The 17,672-nt window shown below is 65.6% G+C and carries 14 protein-coding genes; all 14 read left to right on the top strand.

The window, feature by feature from the left end; genetic code table 11:
- Positions 1-53 precede the first annotated feature (53 nt).
- The 14 genes from ggt to otnK all read left to right on the top strand — a co-directional run bounded on the left by ggt (position 54) and on the right by otnK (position 17,672).
- Entirely contained in the window at positions 54-1,841 is a 1,788-nt protein-coding gene (gene ggt / locus AC07X4_RS12255) for a gamma-glutamyltransferase (RefSeq protein WP_494740202.1), read from the top strand.
- 193 nt (positions 1,842-2,034) lie between these two features.
- Positions 2,035-3,315, top strand: coding sequence for a C4-dicarboxylate transporter DctA (locus tag AC07X4_RS12250; RefSeq protein ID WP_494740201.1), 1,281 nt, complete (start codon positions 2,035-2,037; stop codon positions 3,313-3,315).
- 39 nt (positions 3,316-3,354) lie between these two features.
- Positions 3,355-4,059, top strand: coding sequence for a GntR family transcriptional regulator (locus AC07X4_RS12245; protein WP_494740200.1), 705 nt, complete (start codon positions 3,355-3,357; stop codon positions 4,057-4,059).
- 199 nt (positions 4,060-4,258) lie between these two features.
- Positions 4,259-5,746 carry a nucleobase:cation symporter-2 family protein gene (locus AC07X4_RS12240; RefSeq protein ID WP_494740199.1) on the top strand — a complete coding sequence of 496 codons (1,488 nt, stop codon included), beginning with the start codon at positions 4,259-4,261 and terminating at the stop codon, positions 5,744-5,746.
- A gap of 178 nt (positions 5,747-5,924) precedes the next feature.
- Positions 5,925-8,231 (top strand): NADP-dependent malic enzyme, encoded by a 2,307-nt coding sequence (locus AC07X4_RS12235; RefSeq protein ID WP_056747727.1) that lies wholly within the window; start codon positions 5,925-5,927, stop codon positions 8,229-8,231.
- A 294-nt stretch (positions 8,232-8,525) separates the two neighbouring features.
- Entirely contained in the window at positions 8,526-9,557 is a 1,032-nt protein-coding gene (locus AC07X4_RS12230) for an ABC transporter substrate-binding protein (RefSeq protein WP_494740198.1), read from the top strand.
- A gap of 72 nt (positions 9,558-9,629) precedes the next feature.
- Positions 9,630-10,454 carry an ABC transporter ATP-binding protein gene (locus AC07X4_RS12225; RefSeq protein ID WP_494740197.1) on the top strand — a complete coding sequence of 275 codons (825 nt, stop codon included), beginning with the start codon at positions 9,630-9,632 and terminating at the stop codon, positions 10,452-10,454.
- Between the two features lie 19 nt (positions 10,455-10,473).
- Entirely contained in the window at positions 10,474-11,241 is a 768-nt protein-coding gene (locus tag AC07X4_RS12220) for an ABC transporter permease (protein ID WP_056060732.1), read from the top strand.
- On the top strand, positions 11,234-11,722 hold the full coding sequence (locus AC07X4_RS12215) for a nucleoside deaminase (RefSeq protein ID WP_255409855.1): 489 nt from the start codon (positions 11,234-11,236) through the stop codon (positions 11,720-11,722). The genes AC07X4_RS12220 and AC07X4_RS12215 overlap by 8 nt, the downstream gene beginning before the upstream one ends.
- A gap of 130 nt (positions 11,723-11,852) precedes the next feature.
- Positions 11,853-12,896: a patatin-like phospholipase family protein gene (locus AC07X4_RS12210; protein WP_494740196.1), complete on the top strand. Its 1,044-nt coding sequence runs from the start codon at positions 11,853-11,855 to the stop codon at positions 12,894-12,896.
- A gap of 109 nt (positions 12,897-13,005) precedes the next feature.
- Positions 13,006-13,785 (top strand): FadR/GntR family transcriptional regulator, encoded by a 780-nt coding sequence (locus AC07X4_RS12205; RefSeq protein ID WP_099729435.1) that lies wholly within the window; start codon positions 13,006-13,008, stop codon positions 13,783-13,785.
- Between the two features lie 299 nt (positions 13,786-14,084).
- Positions 14,085-15,452, top strand: a complete 1,368-nt coding sequence (locus AC07X4_RS12200) for a GntP family transporter (RefSeq protein ID WP_494740195.1) — start codon at positions 14,085-14,087, stop codon at positions 15,450-15,452.
- A gap of 37 nt (positions 15,453-15,489) precedes the next feature.
- Positions 15,490-16,404 carry an L-threonate dehydrogenase gene (gene ltnD, locus AC07X4_RS12195; RefSeq protein WP_494740194.1) on the top strand — a complete coding sequence of 305 codons (915 nt, stop codon included), beginning with the start codon at positions 15,490-15,492 and terminating at the stop codon, positions 16,402-16,404.
- On the top strand, positions 16,401-17,672 hold the full coding sequence (otnK, locus tag AC07X4_RS12190) for a 3-oxo-tetronate kinase (RefSeq protein ID WP_494740193.1): 1,272 nt from the start codon (positions 16,401-16,403) through the stop codon (positions 17,670-17,672). The genes ltnD and otnK overlap by 4 nt, the downstream gene beginning before the upstream one ends.

Here is a 17,672-nt window from a genome sequence, read left to right as displayed (position 1 = left end):
CCACTGGGTGCGCCCGTTGTCATTTCCAGATTCCACACACCAGGAGATATCCCATGAACATTCGTCATACGCTGCTGGCTGGCAGCGTTGTGCTGGCCCTGGCCAGCCTCACGGCCTGCGGCAGCACGCCGCCGGTAGCCACGGCTGCACCCGCGTCCGCAGTGCAGCAGACCGCCTCGGCCCAGGCCGCCAGTGCAGCTTACGACTTCGACATGGATGTGTTCCACCCCGTGGTGGCACGCAATGGCATGGTCGCCTCCGAGCAGGAGCTGGCCTCGCAGATTGGCCTGGACATCCTCAAGGCCGGTGGCAACGCTGTGGATGCGGCCGTGGGCATTGGCTTTGCGCTGGCCGTGGCCCTGCCCAATGCGGGCAACCTGGGTGGTGGCGGCTTCATGATGGTGCATGACGCCAAGACCGGCAAGAGCGTGGCCCTCGACTTCCGCGAAGTGGCGCCATCGAAGGCCACGCGCGACATGTACCTGGACGCCAAGGGCAATGTGGTGGACGGCAAGTCGCTGTACACCCACTATGCCGTGGGCGTTCCCGGCACCGTGGCGGGCATGGAACACGCACTCAAGAGCTGGGGCACCCTGCCCCTGTCGCGTGTGATCGCCCCGGCCATCGAACTGGCGGACAAGGGCTTCCCGGTGAGCGAAACGCTCGCCAAGATCCTGCAGCAAGAGAAGAAGAACATGGGCAAGTGGCCTGCCACCCAGGCCATCTTCTGGAAGAACGGCGAACCCCTGAAGGTGGGTGACCCGCTGGTGCAAAAAGACCTGGCGCAATCCATGCGCCTGATTGCCCAGCAGGGCGCCAAGGCGTTCTACGAAGGCGAGATCGCCCAGAAGATCGCCGCCGAAATGGCACCCCACGCAGGCGCCATCACCCTGCAAGACCTGCGCGAATACAAGGTGGCCGAACGCGTCCCCACGCGTGGCACCTACCGTGGCTACGAGATCGTGACCATGCCCCCACCCTCCTCGGGCGGCCCGCACCTGGTGCAGATCCTGAACATGCTGGAGTCCCTGCCCCTGGCCCAGTGGGGCCCCAACAGCGCGCAGACCATCCACTACATGGCCGAGAGCAGCAAGCTGGCATACGCCGACCGCTCCGAATACCTGGGCGACCCAGACTTCGTGAAGATCCCGCTGAAGGGCCTGACCTCCAAGCGCTATGCCGAATCGCTGGCCAAGGGCATCGACCCCAACCGCGCACGCCCGGCCAAGGAGATCAAGCCCGGCCAGCCCCAGCCGTATGAGAGCGACCAGACCACCCACTACAGCGTGGTGGACAAGGCAGGCAACGCCGTGGCCGTGACGTACACGCTGAACACCAACTTCGGCAGCGGCATCGTGGCCAAGGGCACGGGCATCCTGCTCAACAACGAGATGGACGACTTCTCGGCCAAGCCCGGCGTGGCCAATGCCTATGGCCTAGTCGGCGGTGACGCGAACGCAGTGGCCGCCAAGAAGCGCCCCCTGTCGTCGATGGCGCCCACCCTGGTGCTCAAGGACGGCAAGCCCACGCTGGTCACTGGAAGCCCCGGCGGCGCGCGCATCATCACCACGGTGCTGCAGACGGTGGTCAACACCATCGACTTCGGCATGAACCCTGCGGAGGCCGCAGCGGCACCCCGCGTGCACCACCAGTGGACGCCGGACGAGCTGCGCGTGGAAAAGGGCCTCTCGCCCGACACCATTGCCCTGCTCAAGCAACGCGGCCACAACATCGCGGTCAAGCCTTCGATGGGACGCACGCAGACCATCCAGATCCGTGGCGGCGCGCTGTACGGCTACTCGGACCCCCGCAACCCCGACGGCAAGACCCTCGGCTACTGATTGCCAGCGCCCGCTTCATGCGGGCAGTCTGTGCTTGTCAACATTTGCGAGGCCACGCCCCACAAGGGCGTGGCCTTTTTATTGCCGCCTCTGGCAACCCCATGCGGGCATACCCTCATACCGCCACTCTTCAGACTTGCCTACAGTTCTTGTATGCAAGATTTGCGTTCAAAAAGCTACTGAAGGAGTTGGCATGCCCCGGTTTTTCAAATCCCTTTTTGGTCAGGTGGTGCTGGCCTTGATAGCCGGTGTGGTGGTGGGCCTTGTGTGGCCCGACACCGCCATTGCGCTCAAGCCCCTGGGAGATGGCTTCATCAAGCTCATCAAGATGCTCATCCCGCTCATCGTCTTCTGCGTGGTGGTGCATGGCATTGCAGGCACTGGCGACCTGCAGCGGGTAGGCCGGGTGGGCGTCAAATCGCTGATCTACTTCGAGGTGGTCACCTCCATCGCCCTGGTGCTGGGCCTGGCGCTGGCGTTCTGGTTCGAGCCCGGTGTGGGCATGAACGTGGACCCCAAGGCGCTCGACCCCAAAGCCATGGGTGCCTACGCCGAAAACGCCAGCAAGCTCACCGGGGGCGGCTTCACCGATTTCTTGCTCAAGCTCATTCCCACCACCGCCGTGAGCGCGTTTGCCAACGGCGATGTGCTGCAGGTACTGCTGTTCTCCATCGTTTTTGGCTGCGCCCTGGCATTGATCGGTGAGCGCGGGGCGCGGGTCACCGGCCTGATCGATCACCTGTCGCATGTGCTGTTCAAGACCATGGGCCTGATCATCAAGCTCGCACCGTTGGGTGTGCTGGGCGCCATCGCGTTCACCGTGGGCAAATACGGCCTGGGTTCCCTCAAGCAGCTGGGCATGCTGGTGGCGCTGTTCTACGCCGCGGTGGTCATCTTCGTCGTGGTGGTGCTGGGCCTCATCATGCGGGTGTCGGGCTTCAGCCTGTTCAAGCTGCTGCGCTATCTGCGCGAGGAACTGGCCGTGGTGTTTGCCACCACGTCGTCCGACAGCGTGCTGCCCCAGATCATGGCCAAGCTCAAGCACATGGGCATCCGCGATTCGACCGTGGGCCTGGTGATCCCCACGGGCTACTCGTTCAACCTGGACGCGTTCTCGATCTACATCACACTGGCCGCCGTGTTCATCGCCCAGGCCACCAACACGCCGATTTCCATGGCCGACCTGCTGACGATCCTGGCGATCTCCCTGGTCACCTCCAAGGGCGCACATGGCGTGCCCGGCTCGGCCATCGTCGTGCTGGCAGCCACCTTGCAGGCCATCCCTGCCATCCCGGCGATTGGCCTGGTGCTGGTGTTGTCGGTGGACTGGTTCATGGGCATCGCCCGCGCGCTGGGCAACCTCATTGGCAACTGTGTCGCCACCGTGGCCGTGGCAGCCTGGGAAGGCGACATCGACCGCGAACGCGCCCACGCCGTGCTGGATGGCCGCGAGCCACCCTCGCCGCGTGCCTGATCGGGCAGGCCTCCCTGCACAGCACGCGACAATCCCGCCATGAGCATCAACCAGACCCAGATCGCCCAGCAGGTGGTGGAATCCATCCTGGCGCAAAAACTCTCGCCCGGCGAGCGCCTGGGCGAGCAGGAGCTGGCCGATCTGTTCGGCGTGAGCCGCACGCTGGTGCGCGAGGCCCTGATGCAGCTGCAGGCACGGGGCTTTGTGGAAGTGCGCTCGCGCCGGGGCTGGTACGTGGTGGAGCCCTCGGTGGAGGATGCACGCGACGCGTTCTCCGCCCGGCGCATCATCGAGTCGGGCATCCTGGCCGATGCGGGCCGCCCGCTGCAGAGCGTGACCCGCCGCCTGCGTGCGCACATCGCCGACGAACAGCAGGCCATCGAAGGAGCTGACGCTGCCACACGCGCTTTTTTGCTCGCAGACTTCCACGTCTGCCTGGCCGAGGCAATGGGCCACCGCAGCCTGAGCGACATCCTGCGCGACCTCACGGCGCGCACCACCTTGGCCGCGTCGCTGTACCAGTCGCAGCACGCGGCCGGCCAGTCTTGTGCGGAGCATGCCGCCATTGTGGAGGCGCTGGAGGCCGGCAACACCACCCTGGCCCGCGAACGCATGCTCGCCCACATTGGCCATGTGGAAGGCGCCCTCAACCCCGGCCAGCCGCTGGTGCGCGACCGCCTGCGCGAGTCGCTGGCACCGCTGACCAGTCAACGCACCAAGTCTGCATCCACGGACCTGGGCTAGCCCACGCCGGGCACGCCCCGGCCCCCAACCTTCCCATCGCCTGCGTCCACGGCAGGCGGGTACTTTGCTGCGCCCTTCTAAGGGTTAACCGGGATAAGCGCTCTCGGTCATTTTGTATACGATTTTTGTATGGACATCTGTGCACCATTCGGCACAGGTTTCCATTCCGTATTCAAAAACCAACCCCCGAAGGACACCCATGAACCCGCCCGTACACCCCGTGGACGAACACCTGCCCCTGGGGCGACTCACGGCGCTGGGCCTGCAGCATGTGCTGGTGATGTATACGGGTGCCGTGGCGGTGCCGCTCATCGTGGGCCGCGCGCTCAACCTCACGCCCGACCAGGTGGCCAAGCTGATCTCGGCCGACCTGTTTGTGTGCGGGCTGGTCACGCTGATCCAGGCGCTGGGCGCCTCGCGCTGGTTTGGCATTCAGCTGCCGGTGATGATGGGGGTGACCTTTGCCTCTGTGGCGCCCATGATCTCGATGGCGCAGACCACCGGCGGCACCGCCGGGGCCGGGCTGATCTTTGGCTCGGTGATCGGGGCGGGTGTCATCTCCATCCTGATCGCTCCGCTGGTGAGCCGCATGCTCCGTTTCTTCCCGCCGGTGGTCACCGGCACCATCATTGCAGTCATCGGCATCAGCCTGATGCGCGTGGGCATCAACTGGATCTTTGGCAACCCCGTGGGCCCCACGGCGCCCAGCGTGCCCAACCCCGAGCACCTCAAGTGGCTGGCCGATGCGCAGGCTGCTGCCGGAGCCCCCGGCTCGTCACTGCCACCGGTGCCCAAGGGGTTTGCGGTGGTGCCCACGGTGCCCAACCCCAAGTACGCCGACCTGACCGGTGTGGGCATCTCGGGCCTGGTGCTGCTGTCCATCCTGCTGATTGCCAAGTTTGCCAAGGGCTTCGTCGCCAACATCTCGGTGCTGCTGGGCATCGTCATTGGTGCCGTGGTGGCCGTGGCGCTGGGCATGATGAACTTCGACAAGGTGGCCAAGGCGCAGTGGTTTGATCTGGTGCTGCCGTTCGAGATTGCCGGCCCCGTGTTCGACCCCATCCTGATCCTGACCATGACGCTGGTGATGATCGTGGTCATGATCGAATCCACCGGCATGTTCCTGGCCCTGGGCGAGATGACCGACCGCAAGGTGGACCAGGCAGCCCTCACGCGCGGCCTGCGCACCGATGGCCTGGGCACGCTGCTGGGCGGCATCTTCAACACCTTTCCGTACACCAGCTTCTCGCAGAACGTGGGGCTGGTCGCCGTCACCGGCGTCAAGAGCCGCTTTGTGTGCGTGGCGGGTGGTGTGATCCTGATCGTGCTGGGCGTGCTGCCCAAGATGGCCGCACTGGTCGAGTCGCTGCCCACCATGGTGCTGGGCGGCGCGGGGCTGGTGATGTTCGGCATGGTGGCGGCCACGGGCATCCGCATCCTGGGCGGGGTGGACTTCAAGACCAACCGCTTCAACGCCATGATCGTGGCCGTTTCCATCGGCGTGGGCATGGTGCCGCTGATCGCACCCAACTTCCGCCAGTGGATGCCGCACGCCATCCACCCGCTGATCGAATCCGGTATCCTCCTGGCCTCGATCACGGCGGTGGCCCTGAACGTTTTCTTCAATGGCGCCAGCCGCGACACCTCCGCCGCTGTCAACGCCGCACGCCAGGCCGACGCCCACTAGCATCCCGCCTGCCCGCTGCCGAAAACCTGCCACTGCCCGCGTGGCCCCGCCCCCTGTCCGCCACGGCTGCCAGGGGGTTTTGGCTTCATGCTGCATACGCATAAACCTGCATGTCCGCCGCCCACGCCATCGGGTACCCTTGTTTTTGCTTTCCGCCCAGGACTTCCAGGATTTCCGCATGACACAGAACATTTCCGCCGCCGAACAGGCCCTGCGCGACGCTGCGCGCGAATACCACCGCAACCCCACCCGGGGCAAGATTTCGGTCACCCCCACCAAGCCTTTGTCCAACCAGCGCGACCTGTCGCTGGCCTACTCGCCGGGCGTGGCTTACCCGTGCCTTGACATCGCCGCCGACCCTTCCAAGGCGTTTGACTTCACCTCGCGCGGCAACCTGGTCGCGGTGATCACCAACGGCACGGCCGTGCTGGGCCTGGGTGACATCGGCCCGCTGGCCAGCAAGCCGGTGATGGAAGGCAAGGGCTGCCTGTTCAAGAAGTTCGCGGGCGTCGACGTGTTCGACATCGAACTGGCCGAACGCGACCCCGACAAGCTCATCGAAATCATCGCGGCGCTGGAGCCCACGCTGGGCGGCATCAACCTCGAAGACATCAAGGCGCCCGAGTGCTTCTACATCGAGCGCGAACTCAGCAAGCGCATGAACATCCCGGTGTTCCATGACGACCAGCACGGCACGGCCATCATCAGCAGCGCGGCGCTGCTCAATGGACTGGAGCTGGTGGGCAAGCAGATCGACCAGGTCAAGATCGCCGTGTCGGGCGCGGGAGCGGCCGCCATTGCCTGCCTGAACGTGATGGTGGGCCTGGGCGTGAAGATCGAGAACGTCTTCGTGTGCGACTCCAAGGGCGTGATCTACGAAGGCCGCCCCGGTGGCTACGACGAATCCAAGGCGGCCTACGCGCAAAAGACCGACGCCCGCACGCTGGCCGATGCGGTCAACGGCGCCGACGTGTTCCTGGGCTGCTCGGCCCCCGGCGTGCTCACGGCCGAGATGGTCAAGACCATGGGCCCCAAGCCCATCATCCTGGCGCTGGCCAACCCCGAGCCTGAAATCCGCCCCGAACTCGCCAAGGCCATTCGCCCCGACTGCATCATCGCCACGGGCCGCTCGGACTACCCCAACCAGGTCAACAACGTCCTGTGCTTCCCGTACATCTTCCGCGGCGCGCTGGACTGCGGTGCCACCAAGATCACCGAGGCCATGAAGCTGGCCTGCGTGCGCCAGATCGCCGACCTGGCCAAGGCCGACATCAGCGAAGAAGTGGCCAGCGCCTATGCAGGCAAAGAGCTGACCTTTGGCCCTGACTACCTCATCCCCACGCCGTTCGACTCGCGCCTGATCCTCAAGATCGCGCCCGCCGTGGCCAAGGCCGCTGCTGAATCGGGCGTTGCCACGCGCCCCATCGAAGACATGGAGGCCTACAAGGAAACGCTGTCGCGCTTTGTCTACCAGACCGGCATGCTGATGCGCCCCGTGATCAACGCGGCCAAGGCCCTGCCCGATGCACAAAAGCGCGTGGCCTACGCCGACGGTGAAGACGAACGCGCCCTGCGCGCCGCGCAGATGGCCATCGACGACAAGATCGCCACGCCCATCCTCATCGGCCGCCCCGCCGTGATTGCCGCGCGCATCGCCAAGGCCGGCCTGCGCATGCAGCTGGGCAAGGACGTGGAGGTGTGCAACCCCGAGGACGACCCGCGCTTTCGCCAGTACTGGGAGCACTACCACCAGCTCATGAAGCGCAACGGCGCCTCGCCCGAAGTGGCCAAGGCCGCCGTGCGCCGCTCCAACACCATCATCGCCTCGCTGATGGTCAAGCTGGGCGATGCTGACGCCATGATCTGCGGCCTGGTGGGCACGTATGAAACGCACCTGGAGCGCATCCACAGCATCATCGGCCGCCAGGAAGGCGCCAACAACTACGCGGCGCTGAACGCGCTGATGACCAACCGGGGCACGCTGTTCATTGCCGACACCTATGTGAACGAAGACCCCACGGCCCAGCAGCTGGCGGACATCGCCTGGATGTCTGTGCAGGAGGTGCAACGCTTTGGCATCCCACCCAAAGTCGCCTTCCTGTCGCACTCCAGCTATGGCTCGTCCAAGCGCGCATCGGCCCGCAAGATGCGCGAGGCGCGCGACCTGTTCGTGGCCGCCCACCCCGAGATCGAGTGTGATGGCGAGCTGCACGGCGATGCCGCGCTGGAGCCGAACATCCGCAACGCCTACATGGCGGATTCGACCCTGACGGACTCGGCCAACCTGCTGATCTGCCCCAACCTGGATGCTGCCAACATCCTCTACAACGTGCTCAAGACGACCACCAGCGGTGGCGTCACGGTGGGTCCCATCCTGATGGGCGCCGCTGCCACGGCCTACATCCTGACCCCGGCCGCCACCGTACGCCGGGTGCTCAACATGACGGCCCTGGCCGTGGCCAGCGCTGCCGCCCGGCCACGCTGAGCGCGCTGTGCCGTGCTGACCTGAGCGCAGGCCGTGAGCAGGCCTGCCCACACACCGTTGCAACGGGGCCCTCGGGCCCCGTTTTTCATGGGCAAGCCAATCCCTGGCCGTGCGCATGCACCATTTCGGGAAACCCAGCATGCTGACGCGCACCACTTCGGTGAACAATGGGGCGCAGCAAAGCACCCGCGTACACAAACCGGGCATCGTTTTTGCTGACTGCAAGACCATGGCCCATCAAAGGGGCCAGTGCCTTCCCTCACCGAATTTCCCCTCGCCCGACAGGAGCCCCGAATGAAAAAAAGACTGTTCATGCAAACCGCCGCCGCCCTGGCCCTGATCGGCAGCACCTCGCTGGCCCAGGCGCAGGCCCCCACGCCCATCAAGTTCCAGCTCGACTGGCGTTTTGAAGGCCCAGCCGCGCTGTTCCTGCAGCCTGTGGCCAAGGGCTATTTCAAGGCCGCAGGCCTGGATGTGGCCGTGGATGCGGGCAACGGCTCCGGCGGCGCAGTGCAGCGCGTGGCATCGGGCACGTACGACATGGGCTTTGCCGACCTGGCCGCCGTGATGGAGTTCCACGCCAACAACCCCGACGCGCAGAACAAGCCCGTGGCGGTGATGGTGGTCTACAACAACACGCCCGCCTCGGTCATGGCGCTGAAAAAGAGCGGCATCACCAAGCCCGCCGATCTGGCCGGCAAGAAGCTGGGCGCCCCCGTGTTCGACGCAGGCCGCCGCGCGTTTCCCATCTTCCAGAAGGCCAACGGCATCGGCGCCGTGACCTGGACCGCCATGGACCCGCCACTGCGCGAAACCATGCTGGTGCGCGGCGACGTGGACGCCATCACCGGCTTCACCTTCACCTCGCTGCTCAACCTGGAAGCCCGGGGCGCCAAGGCCGCCGATGTGGTGGTGCTGCCTTATGCCGACTTCGGCGTCAAGCTGTACGGCAACGTGATCATCGCCAGCCCCAAGCTCATCAAGGAGAACCCGGCCGCCATCAAGGCGTTCCTGTCGGCCTTCACCAAGGGCGCCAAGGAAGTCATTGCCAACCCCGCAGCCTCCATCGAATACGTCAAGGCACGCGACGGCATCGTGAACGTGCCGCTCGAAACCCGCCGCCTGCAGCTGGCCATCGACACGGTGATCAACAGCCCCGACGCCCGCACCGAAGGCTTTGGCCAGCTCAAGCCCGGACGCCTCTCGCTGATGGCGTCGCAGGTATCGGATGCGTTCAACACCAAGACCCGCGTGAACGCCGACGATGTGTGGAACGCCAGCTTTCTGCCCAGCGCGGCCGAGCTGAACATCCTGCCCAAGAAGTAATTACTATTAATTTGATAGCTGCAAGCGCATGATTCAATAGCGCTTGCGGCCATTCTGAGCATAAAAACTTCCATGCAGGCTGCTGACAACTATTTTGTGGACTTCCGGGACGTCTGGCTCGCCTACAACGACGAGCTGCGCGCCAAGAACCAGTTTGCGGTCGAAGCCATCGACCTGCAGGTACGCCAGGGCGAATTCATCGCCATCGTGGGCCCCTCGGGTTGCGGCAAGTCCACCTTCATGAAGCTGGCCACCGGGTTGAAGATGCCCTCCATGGGCAAGATCCTCATCGACGGGCAGCCGGTGACGGGGCCGCTCAAGGTCTCGGGCATGGCCTTCCAGGCGCCTTCGCTGCTGCCCTGGCGCACCACCGTGGACAACGTGCTGCTGCCGCTCGAAATCGTCGAGCCCTACCGCAGCAACTTCAAGCAAAAACGCAAGGAATACGAAGAACGCGCCCGCAAGCTGCTGCAGAAGGTGGGCCTTGCGGGGTACGAAGACAAGTTCCCCTGGCAGCTGTCGGGCGGCATGCAGCAGCGCGCCAGCATCTGCCGCGCGCTGATCCACGAGCCCAAGATGCTGCTGCTGGACGAACCCTTTGGCGCGCTCGACGCCTTCACCCGCGAGGAGCTGTGGTGCATCCTGCGCGACCTGTGGACCGAGCAGCAGTTCAACGTGATCCTGGTCACGCACGACCTGCGCGAGTCGGTCTTTCTGGCCGATACGGTGTATGTGATGAGCAAGAGCCCCGGCCGGTTTGTGGTGCGCAAGGGGATCGAACTGCCCCGCCCGCGCGACCTGGAGGTGACCTACACCAAGGAGTTCACCGACATCGTCCACGAACTGCGCGGCCACATCGGCGCACTGCGCAAGGCCGGCGCGCCCATCCAGCAATAACAAGAAAGCGCCTCATCCCATGCACAAGAAAACCGTCGAGCGCTGGTCTCCCTGGCTGCTGCTGACCGCCACCATCCTGCTGTGGCAGATCATCTGTTCGGCCTTCAATGTCTCCGAGTTCATCTTCCCCAGCCCCTGGGCAATAGCCACCCAGCTGGTGGAGTTTGGCGGCGTCATCGCAGGCCACGCCTGGCGCACCTTCTGGGTCACCATGGCCGGCTTTGGCATCGCCATCGTCGTGGGGGTGCTGCTGGGCTTTGTGATCGGCTCTTCGCGCCTGGCCTACGCCGCCGTGTACCCGCTGATGACGGCCTTCAACGCACTGCCCAAGGCAGCGTTCGTGCCCATCCTGGTGGTGTGGTTCGGCATTGGCGTGGGCCCGGCCATCCTCACGGCGTTCCTCATCAGCTTCTTCCCCATCATGGTCAACATCGCCACCGGCCTCGCCACGCTGGAGCCCGAGCTGGAAGACGTGCTGCGCGTGCTGGGCGCCAAGCGCTGGGACGTGCTGACCAAGGTGGGCCTGCCGCGCTCCATGCCGTACTTCTACGGCTCGCTCAAGGTCGCCATCACGCTGGCCTTTGTGGGCACCACCGTGTCTGAAATGACCGCTGCGAACGAAGGCATCGGCTACCTGCTCATCAGCGCGGGCTCGTCCATGCAAATGGGCCTGGCCTTTGCGGGCCTGATGGTGGTGGGCGCCATGGCCATGGTGATGTACGAGCTGTTCAGCTGGATCGAAAAACGCACCACGGGTTGGGCGCACCGGGGTTCTCAAGGTGAATAACCCGACGGCGTTGAGCGAAGCCCAGGCAGCCACGCTGCTGCGCCGCGCCAACGCCGTGGCCCAGCGCGCCAAGGACATGGGCCGCCATCCCTTCGGCGCGCTGCTGGTTGCGCCCGATGGCGAGACCGTGCTGGCCGAGCAGGGCAACATCGACACCGTGAACCATGCCGAGAGCACGCTGGCCCGCACGGCGGCGGCCAACTATCCCGGCGCTTATCTCGCCCAGTGCACCCTGGTCACTACCTTCGAGCCCTGCGCTATGTGTGCAGGCACCATCTACTGGGCGGGCATCGGCCGCGTGCTGTATGGCGCCGAAGAAGCCGCCCTGCTCGCCCTGACGGGCGACCACCCCGAGAACCCCACGCTGGCCCTGCCTTGCCGCACGGTGTTTGCGAGCGGCCAGCGCCCCACCGAGGTGCTGGGGCCGGTGCCTGCGCTGCAAGACGAGATCACGGCCCTGCACCGCGATTTCTGGCGGTAGTGGGCTCTGGCGCTTGTATGCCAAGCGCAAGCAGCTCCTCTTTCAGTAGCAAAAGACACCACTAACCGGTGACTCGGCACCCTGCCGCTATACTGCCCGCCCCGTTTGGACGACAGCAGGATCACACCGCATGCGCTTGACCATTCTTTTGCGCCTTCTGGCCCTTGGGGCCGCAGCAGGTCTGGCCGCATGCGGCGGCACGGCCCCGACCCAGCCCGCGGCGGGCGACGCGCCACCTGCCGCTACGACCACATCCACCACTCCACCCATCCGAATCGGCATCGCCCTGGGCGGTGGCGCGGCCAAAGGCTTTGCGCACATCGGCGTGATCAAGATGCTGGAGGCCAATGGCCTGGCGCCCGCCGTGGTCTCGGGCACCAGCGCAGGCAGCGTGGTCGGCGCGCTGTATGCCAGCGGCATGAACGCCTTCGAGATGCAGGAAAAGGCCGTGGCGCTGGACGAGGCCAAGATCCGCGACCTGCAGCTGTCGTCCGGCGGGCTGGTACTGGGACAGAAGCTCGAAGACTATGTGAACGAGCAGGTGCGCCGCAAGCCGCTGGAACAGATGGCAAAGCCCTTCGTCGTGGTGGCCACGCGGCTGGAAGACGGCGAGCGCACGGTGTTTGCACGCGGCAACACCGGCCAGGCCGTGCGCGCATCGAGCAGCGTGCCCGGTGTGTTCCAGCCCGTCACCATCGGCAAATACCATTTTGTGGATGGCGGCATCGTGAGCCCTGTGCCTGTGGATGCCGCACGCCAGCTGGGCGCCGACATCGTGATCGCGGTGGATATCTCCAACAAGGCCCGGGGCCAAACGCCGGGCAACATGCTGGGTGCGCTGAACCAGTCGATTGCCATCATGGGCCAGAAGCTGGGCCAGGCCGAGCTGGCGCGGGCCGACGTGATCATCCGCCCCCAGGTGCTCGACATTGGCTCCGCCGACTTCAGCCAGCGCGCCAATGCCATCGTGGAAGGCGAGAAGGCCGCGCTGGCCGTGATGCCGCAAATCCGCGAGCGTGTGGCCCAGCTCCAGGCCGAGCGCAGCAAGGCGGCGGCGCAGGCCCAGCAGAAGGCGGCCGAGGCGCAGTACCAGGCCTGCCTGGACAACCGCAGCCGGCTGCAGAAGCTGGCGGGCCTCGCCAAACTGGACGACTCCTGCCCGGCGCCCAAGTAGCGCGGCAAACAAACGATTCCGGCGCAGTGCCCTTCGGGTAAAGTCAACTGCGCCCCGGCCTGCCAGCACCACCCGGCACCGACTTCACGCCCCACTTCCCGCCCCACCCATGTCTTCGCCGTTCTCCGCCGTCAAACCCAGCGCCAAGCTCTCCGACCAGGTGGCCAGCGCGCTGGAGGCCGAGATCCGCGCGGGCCGCATCCAGGCGTCCGACAAGCTGCCCACCGAGGCGGTGCTGGCGCAGCAGTTCCAGGTGAGCCGCACAGTGGTGCGCGAGGCCATCTCGCGCCTCAAGTCGCTGGGGCTGGTGGACTCGCGCCAGGGCAGCGGCGTGTATGTGCTGGCTCCGGGCATCGAGCCGCTGCAGTTCGATGTACCCCTGGCCGCATCGCGCGAGGCGGTGATGCAGATCGTGGAGGTAAGGCGTGCGCTGGAGGCCGAGGTGGCCGAGCTGGCGGCCCTGCGGCGCACCGATGCAGACATGGCCGCCATACGCGCCGCCATGCAGCACATCGCCGACGCCGTGCGTGCAGGCCGCGACGGGGTGGAAGAAGATGTGCTGTTCCACCGCGCCATCGCCCGGGCGGCAGGCAACCCGTTCATGATCAGCACGCTGGACTATCTGGCGCAGTTCCTCAAGGGCGCCACCCGCGTGACCCGTGCCAACGAGGCGCGCCGCACCGACTTTGCCGATGCGGTGACCCACGAGCACAGCCACATCGTGCGCGCCATCGAGGCGGGCGACCCGGTGGCCGCGCGGGCGGCTGCCGCGCAGCACATGAAGAACGCACTGGCCCGCATCGAGCAGGCCGACCTCACGTTCTGGGCCCAGGACGGCGCGCGGCTGGCCCAGCCGCTGGTGGCCGCATCCACGCCGCTGGTGTTCTGAGCCACGTCCCAAGCCTGTGCGCCGGGCTTGCGTCTCAACACATCAGTGATCTGCTACATATTTGGTAGCTGCTCAGGCATATTGCACTAGCGCTTGAGCACCAAAACGCCTCAAAACCGCTTCACCGACCATGCCCACGCACTGGCAGCCGCGGGTTAACCCGTAGCAGTGCCGTGCGCGATAATTTGTATGATAACCATATAAACACACCAACCAAGGTGCAGCTGGAACCCCCTGCAGGGCCGCTTTGAGCGGCTCTAGCCTGGGTCAGCCCCTTCCATCCCGGAGATACCCCGTTCATGTCCACCCTCGCACTTCTCGGCATCGGCGCCGGCAGCATTGGCCTGCTCCTGTTGCTCATCATCCGCTGGCAGGTCCACGCCTTCGTGGCGATGATGCTGGTGAGCTTTCTGGTGGCGTTTGCCACCGGCATGCCCATTGGCGACATCATCAGCACGCTGATTGCGGGCATGGGCGGCACGCTGGGTTCGGTCGCCATCCTGGTGGCGCTGGGCTCCATGCTGGGGCGCATGATCGAGGTCTCGGGCGGTGCGGCCAGCCTGGCCAACCGCTTCACGCAGCTGCTGGGCCCCACACGGGTGCCCATGGCCCTCACGGCCGCAGCGCTGGTGCTGGCCATCCCGGTGTTTTTTGACGTGGGCTTCATCATCCTGGTGCCCATCGTCTATGGCTTTTGCAAGGCAGCGGGCGTCAACCCCATCAAGTTCGGCCTGCCCGTGGCGGGCATCATGCTGGCCGCGCACGTGGTGGTGCCGCCGCACCCTGGCATCGTGGGCGGCGCGGCCATCGTCAAGGGCGATATTGGCTGGATCACCATCATTGGCCTGGCCATCTGCATCCCGCTGGCGGCGTTGTCGCAGGTCGTAGCAGGCTGGCTCAACCGCAAGGGCTACCCCATGCTGCCCACCACGGCAGAGCAGTTTGCGGCCTTTGGCAATAGCGAAGAAAGCAAGACCAGCAAGCAGGGCAATGCCCCCGGCGTGGGCACCATCATGGCGCTCATCCTGATCCCGCTGGCCCTCATCATGGCGGGCACCACCGGTGCCACCCTGCTGCCCAAGGGTGACAGCCTGCGTAACGTGCTGGGCTTCATCGGCTCGCCCATCTTTGCGCTGATGGTGGCCGTGGGTCTGGCGATGTTCCTGCTGGGCCGCAACCAGGGCTGGAACCGTGAGCGCACCAACGCCATCATGGAATCTGCCCTGCCCCCTGCCGCCACCGTGATTCTGGTGACTGGCGCAGGTGGCGTGTTTGCCAAGGTGCTCACCGCCAGCGGCATTGGCACGGCGCTGTCGCAAAGCCTCACGGCCACGCACCTGCCGCTGATCTTGCTGGCGTTCATCATTTCTCTGGCGCTGCGTGCCGCACAGGGCTCGGCCACCGTGGCCATCATCACCACTTGCGGCCTGCTGGCCGACGCGATGGCGGGTGGCGGGTATTCCCCCTTGCAAGTGGCGCTGCTCACGGTTGCCATTGGCTTTGGCAGCCTGGGCCTGTCGCACGTCAACGATTCGGGCTTCTGGATCGTGACGCGCTACCTGGGCCTGAGCGTGGGCGATGGCCTGCGCACCTGGACCGTGCTGACCACCGTGCTGGGCCTGGCGGGTTTTGCACTCACGGCTTTGCTTTGGGTGCTGGTGGCCTGAACGCCCCCTTTTTGAATTTCTTTGAAGGACTGACAACATGACAAAACCCACCGTCGGCATCATCGGCCTGGGCGCCATGGGCGCTGGCATTGCCAAGACCCTGCGCAACAACGGTTTCACCATCCACGTGTGTGACGTGCGTCCCGGCGTGGCCGATGCCTTTGTGGCAGACGGTGGCACAGCCCATGCCACCACGGCTGCGCTGGCGGCGGTGAGTGATGTGGTGGTGTCGGTGGTGGTCAACGCCGCGCAGACCGAGAGCGTGCTGTTTGGCGACGACGGCAAGAGCGGTGCAGCCACCACCATGCGCCCCGGCAGCACCTTTGTGATGTGCTCCACCGTGGACCCCAACTGGTCCGTGGCGATGGAAGCCCGCCTGAACGCGCTGGGCCTGCACTATGTGGACGCCCCCATCTCCGGCGGCGCGGCCAAGGCGGCTTCGGGCCAGATGACCATGATGACCTCGGCCAAGCCAGAGGCCTATGCCGCTGCCAACGCGGTGCTCGACGGCATGGCTGGCAAGGTGTACCGCCTGGGTGACAAGGCGGGCGCGGGCAGCAAGGTCAAGATCATCAACCAGTTGCTGGCCGGTGTGCACATTGCCGTAGCCGCCGAAGCCATGGCCCTGGGCCTGCGCGAAGGCGTGGAGGCCAGCGCCTTGTATGAAGTGATCACGAACAGCGCGGGCAACAGCTGGATGTTTGAAAACCGCATGGCACATGTGCTGGCGGGCGACTACACGCCGCTATCGGCCGTCGATATTTTTGTGAAGGACCTGGGCCTGGTGCTGGACACCGCACGCGCCAGCAAATTCCCCCTGCCGCTGGCCGCCACCGCGCACCAGATGTTCATGCAAGCGTCCACCGCTGGCTTTGCCAAGGAAGATGACAGCGCCGTGATCAAGATATTCCCGGGTATCACTCTGCCCGAAGGCAAGGAGAAAAAGGCATGACACGCGCACTGCTGGGCTGCATTGCCGACGACTTCACCGGCGCGACCGACCTGGCCAACAACCTGGTGCGCGCCGGCATGCGCGTGGTGCAGGCCATGGGCGTGCCCACGGCACCGTTGGATACCGAGGCCGATGCCATCGTGGTCGCGCTCAAGTCGCGCACCATTCCCAAAGACGAGGCCATCGCCCAGTCCCTGGCCGCGCTGCAGTGGCTGCAGGCGCAGGGCGCCGAGCAAATCTATTTCAAGTACTGCTCCACGTTCGACAGCACGGCCGAAGGCAACATCGGCCCCGTGACCGATGCGCTGATGCAGGCCCTGGGCACCGACTTCACCATCGCTACGCCCGCCTTCCCCGACAACAAGCGCACCGTGTTCAAGGGCTATCTTTTTGTGGGCGATGTGCTGCTGAACGAGAGCGGCATGCAGAACCACCCGCTCACACCTATGACCGACCCCAACCTGGTCCGCGTGCTGCAGGCGCAAACACCCAGCCGCGTGGGCTTGATCGACCACAGCGTGGTCGCACAGGGCGAGGCCGCCATCCGCGCGCGCATCGATCAACTCAAGGCCGAGGGCGTGCGCATGGCCGTGGTGGATGCGGTGTCGAACGCCGACCTGCTGCGCCTGGGCCCTGCCCTCAAGGGCATGCCGCTGGTCACAGCGGGCTCGGGCGTGGCCATTGGCCTGCCGGGCAACTTTGGCGTGGCCCCCAGCAACGAGGCCGCCCGCCTGCCCGCCGCCCAGGGGCTGCAGGCCATCGTGTCGGGCAGCTGCTCGGTAGCCACCAACCAGCAGGTGATGGATTTCATCAAGGCGGGCAAGCCCGCTCTGGCCATCGACCCGCTGCGCATTGCTGCAGGCGTGGACGTGGCCGCCGAAGCGCTGGCTTGGGCTGAGGGTCACATTGGCCAAGGCCCGGTGCTGGTGTATTCCACCGCCGAGCCCTCGGCCGTGCGCGCCATTCAGGGCAAGCTGGGCACTGAAAAAGCCGGTGCCATGGTGGAAGAGACCATCGCCGCCATTGCACGCGGCCTGGTGCAGCGCGGTGTGCGCCAGCTCATCGTGGCGGGCGGTGAAACATCCGGTGCCTGCGTGCAGGCCCTGGGCATCACGCAAATGCGCATTGGCGCGCAGATCGACCCCGGCGTGCCGTGGTGCCATGCCGTGGCACCCGACGCGAAGGACGGGCTGCACATCACGCTGAAGTCGGGCAACTTTGGCAGCACCGACTTCTTCACCAAGGCTTTTGCACAATTGCAGGCATGA

It is taken from the genome of Acidovorax sp. GW460-11-11-14-LB4 (assembly GCF_059423685.1).
Note: the sequence above shows the minus strand (reverse complement) of the source record. Positions and strands in the feature narration are given on the sequence as shown.

Bases quoted from the DNA above. Each gene is read 5' to 3' on its own strand.
- AC07X4_RS12225 (WP_494740197.1), top strand. From the start codon at position 9,630: ATGCAGGCTGCTGACAACTATTTTGTGGACTTCCGGGACGTCTGGCTC.
- otnK (WP_494740193.1), top strand. From the start codon at position 16,401: ATGACACGCGCACTGCTGGGCTGCATTGCCGACGACTTCACCGGCGCG.
- AC07X4_RS12200 (WP_494740195.1), top strand. From the start codon at position 14,085: ATGTCCACCCTCGCACTTCTCGGCATCGGCGCCGGCAGCATTGGCCTG.
- ltnD (WP_494740194.1), top strand. From the start codon at position 15,490: ATGACAAAACCCACCGTCGGCATCATCGGCCTGGGCGCCATGGGCGCT.
- AC07X4_RS12210 (WP_494740196.1), top strand. From the start codon at position 11,853: ATGCGCTTGACCATTCTTTTGCGCCTTCTGGCCCTTGGGGCCGCAGCA.
- AC07X4_RS12220 (WP_056060732.1), top strand. From the start codon at position 10,474: ATGCACAAGAAAACCGTCGAGCGCTGGTCTCCCTGGCTGCTGCTGACC.
- AC07X4_RS12250 (WP_494740201.1), top strand. From the start codon at position 2,035: ATGCCCCGGTTTTTCAAATCCCTTTTTGGTCAGGTGGTGCTGGCCTTG.
- AC07X4_RS12205 (WP_099729435.1), top strand. From the start codon at position 13,006: ATGTCTTCGCCGTTCTCCGCCGTCAAACCCAGCGCCAAGCTCTCCGAC.
- AC07X4_RS12245 (WP_494740200.1), top strand. From the start codon at position 3,355: ATGAGCATCAACCAGACCCAGATCGCCCAGCAGGTGGTGGAATCCATC.
- AC07X4_RS12240 (WP_494740199.1), top strand. From the start codon at position 4,259: ATGAACCCGCCCGTACACCCCGTGGACGAACACCTGCCCCTGGGGCGA.
- AC07X4_RS12230 (WP_494740198.1), top strand. From the start codon at position 8,526: ATGAAAAAAAGACTGTTCATGCAAACCGCCGCCGCCCTGGCCCTGATC.
- ggt (WP_494740202.1), top strand. From the start codon at position 54: ATGAACATTCGTCATACGCTGCTGGCTGGCAGCGTTGTGCTGGCCCTG.
- AC07X4_RS12235 (WP_056747727.1), top strand. From the start codon at position 5,925: ATGACACAGAACATTTCCGCCGCCGAACAGGCCCTGCGCGACGCTGCG.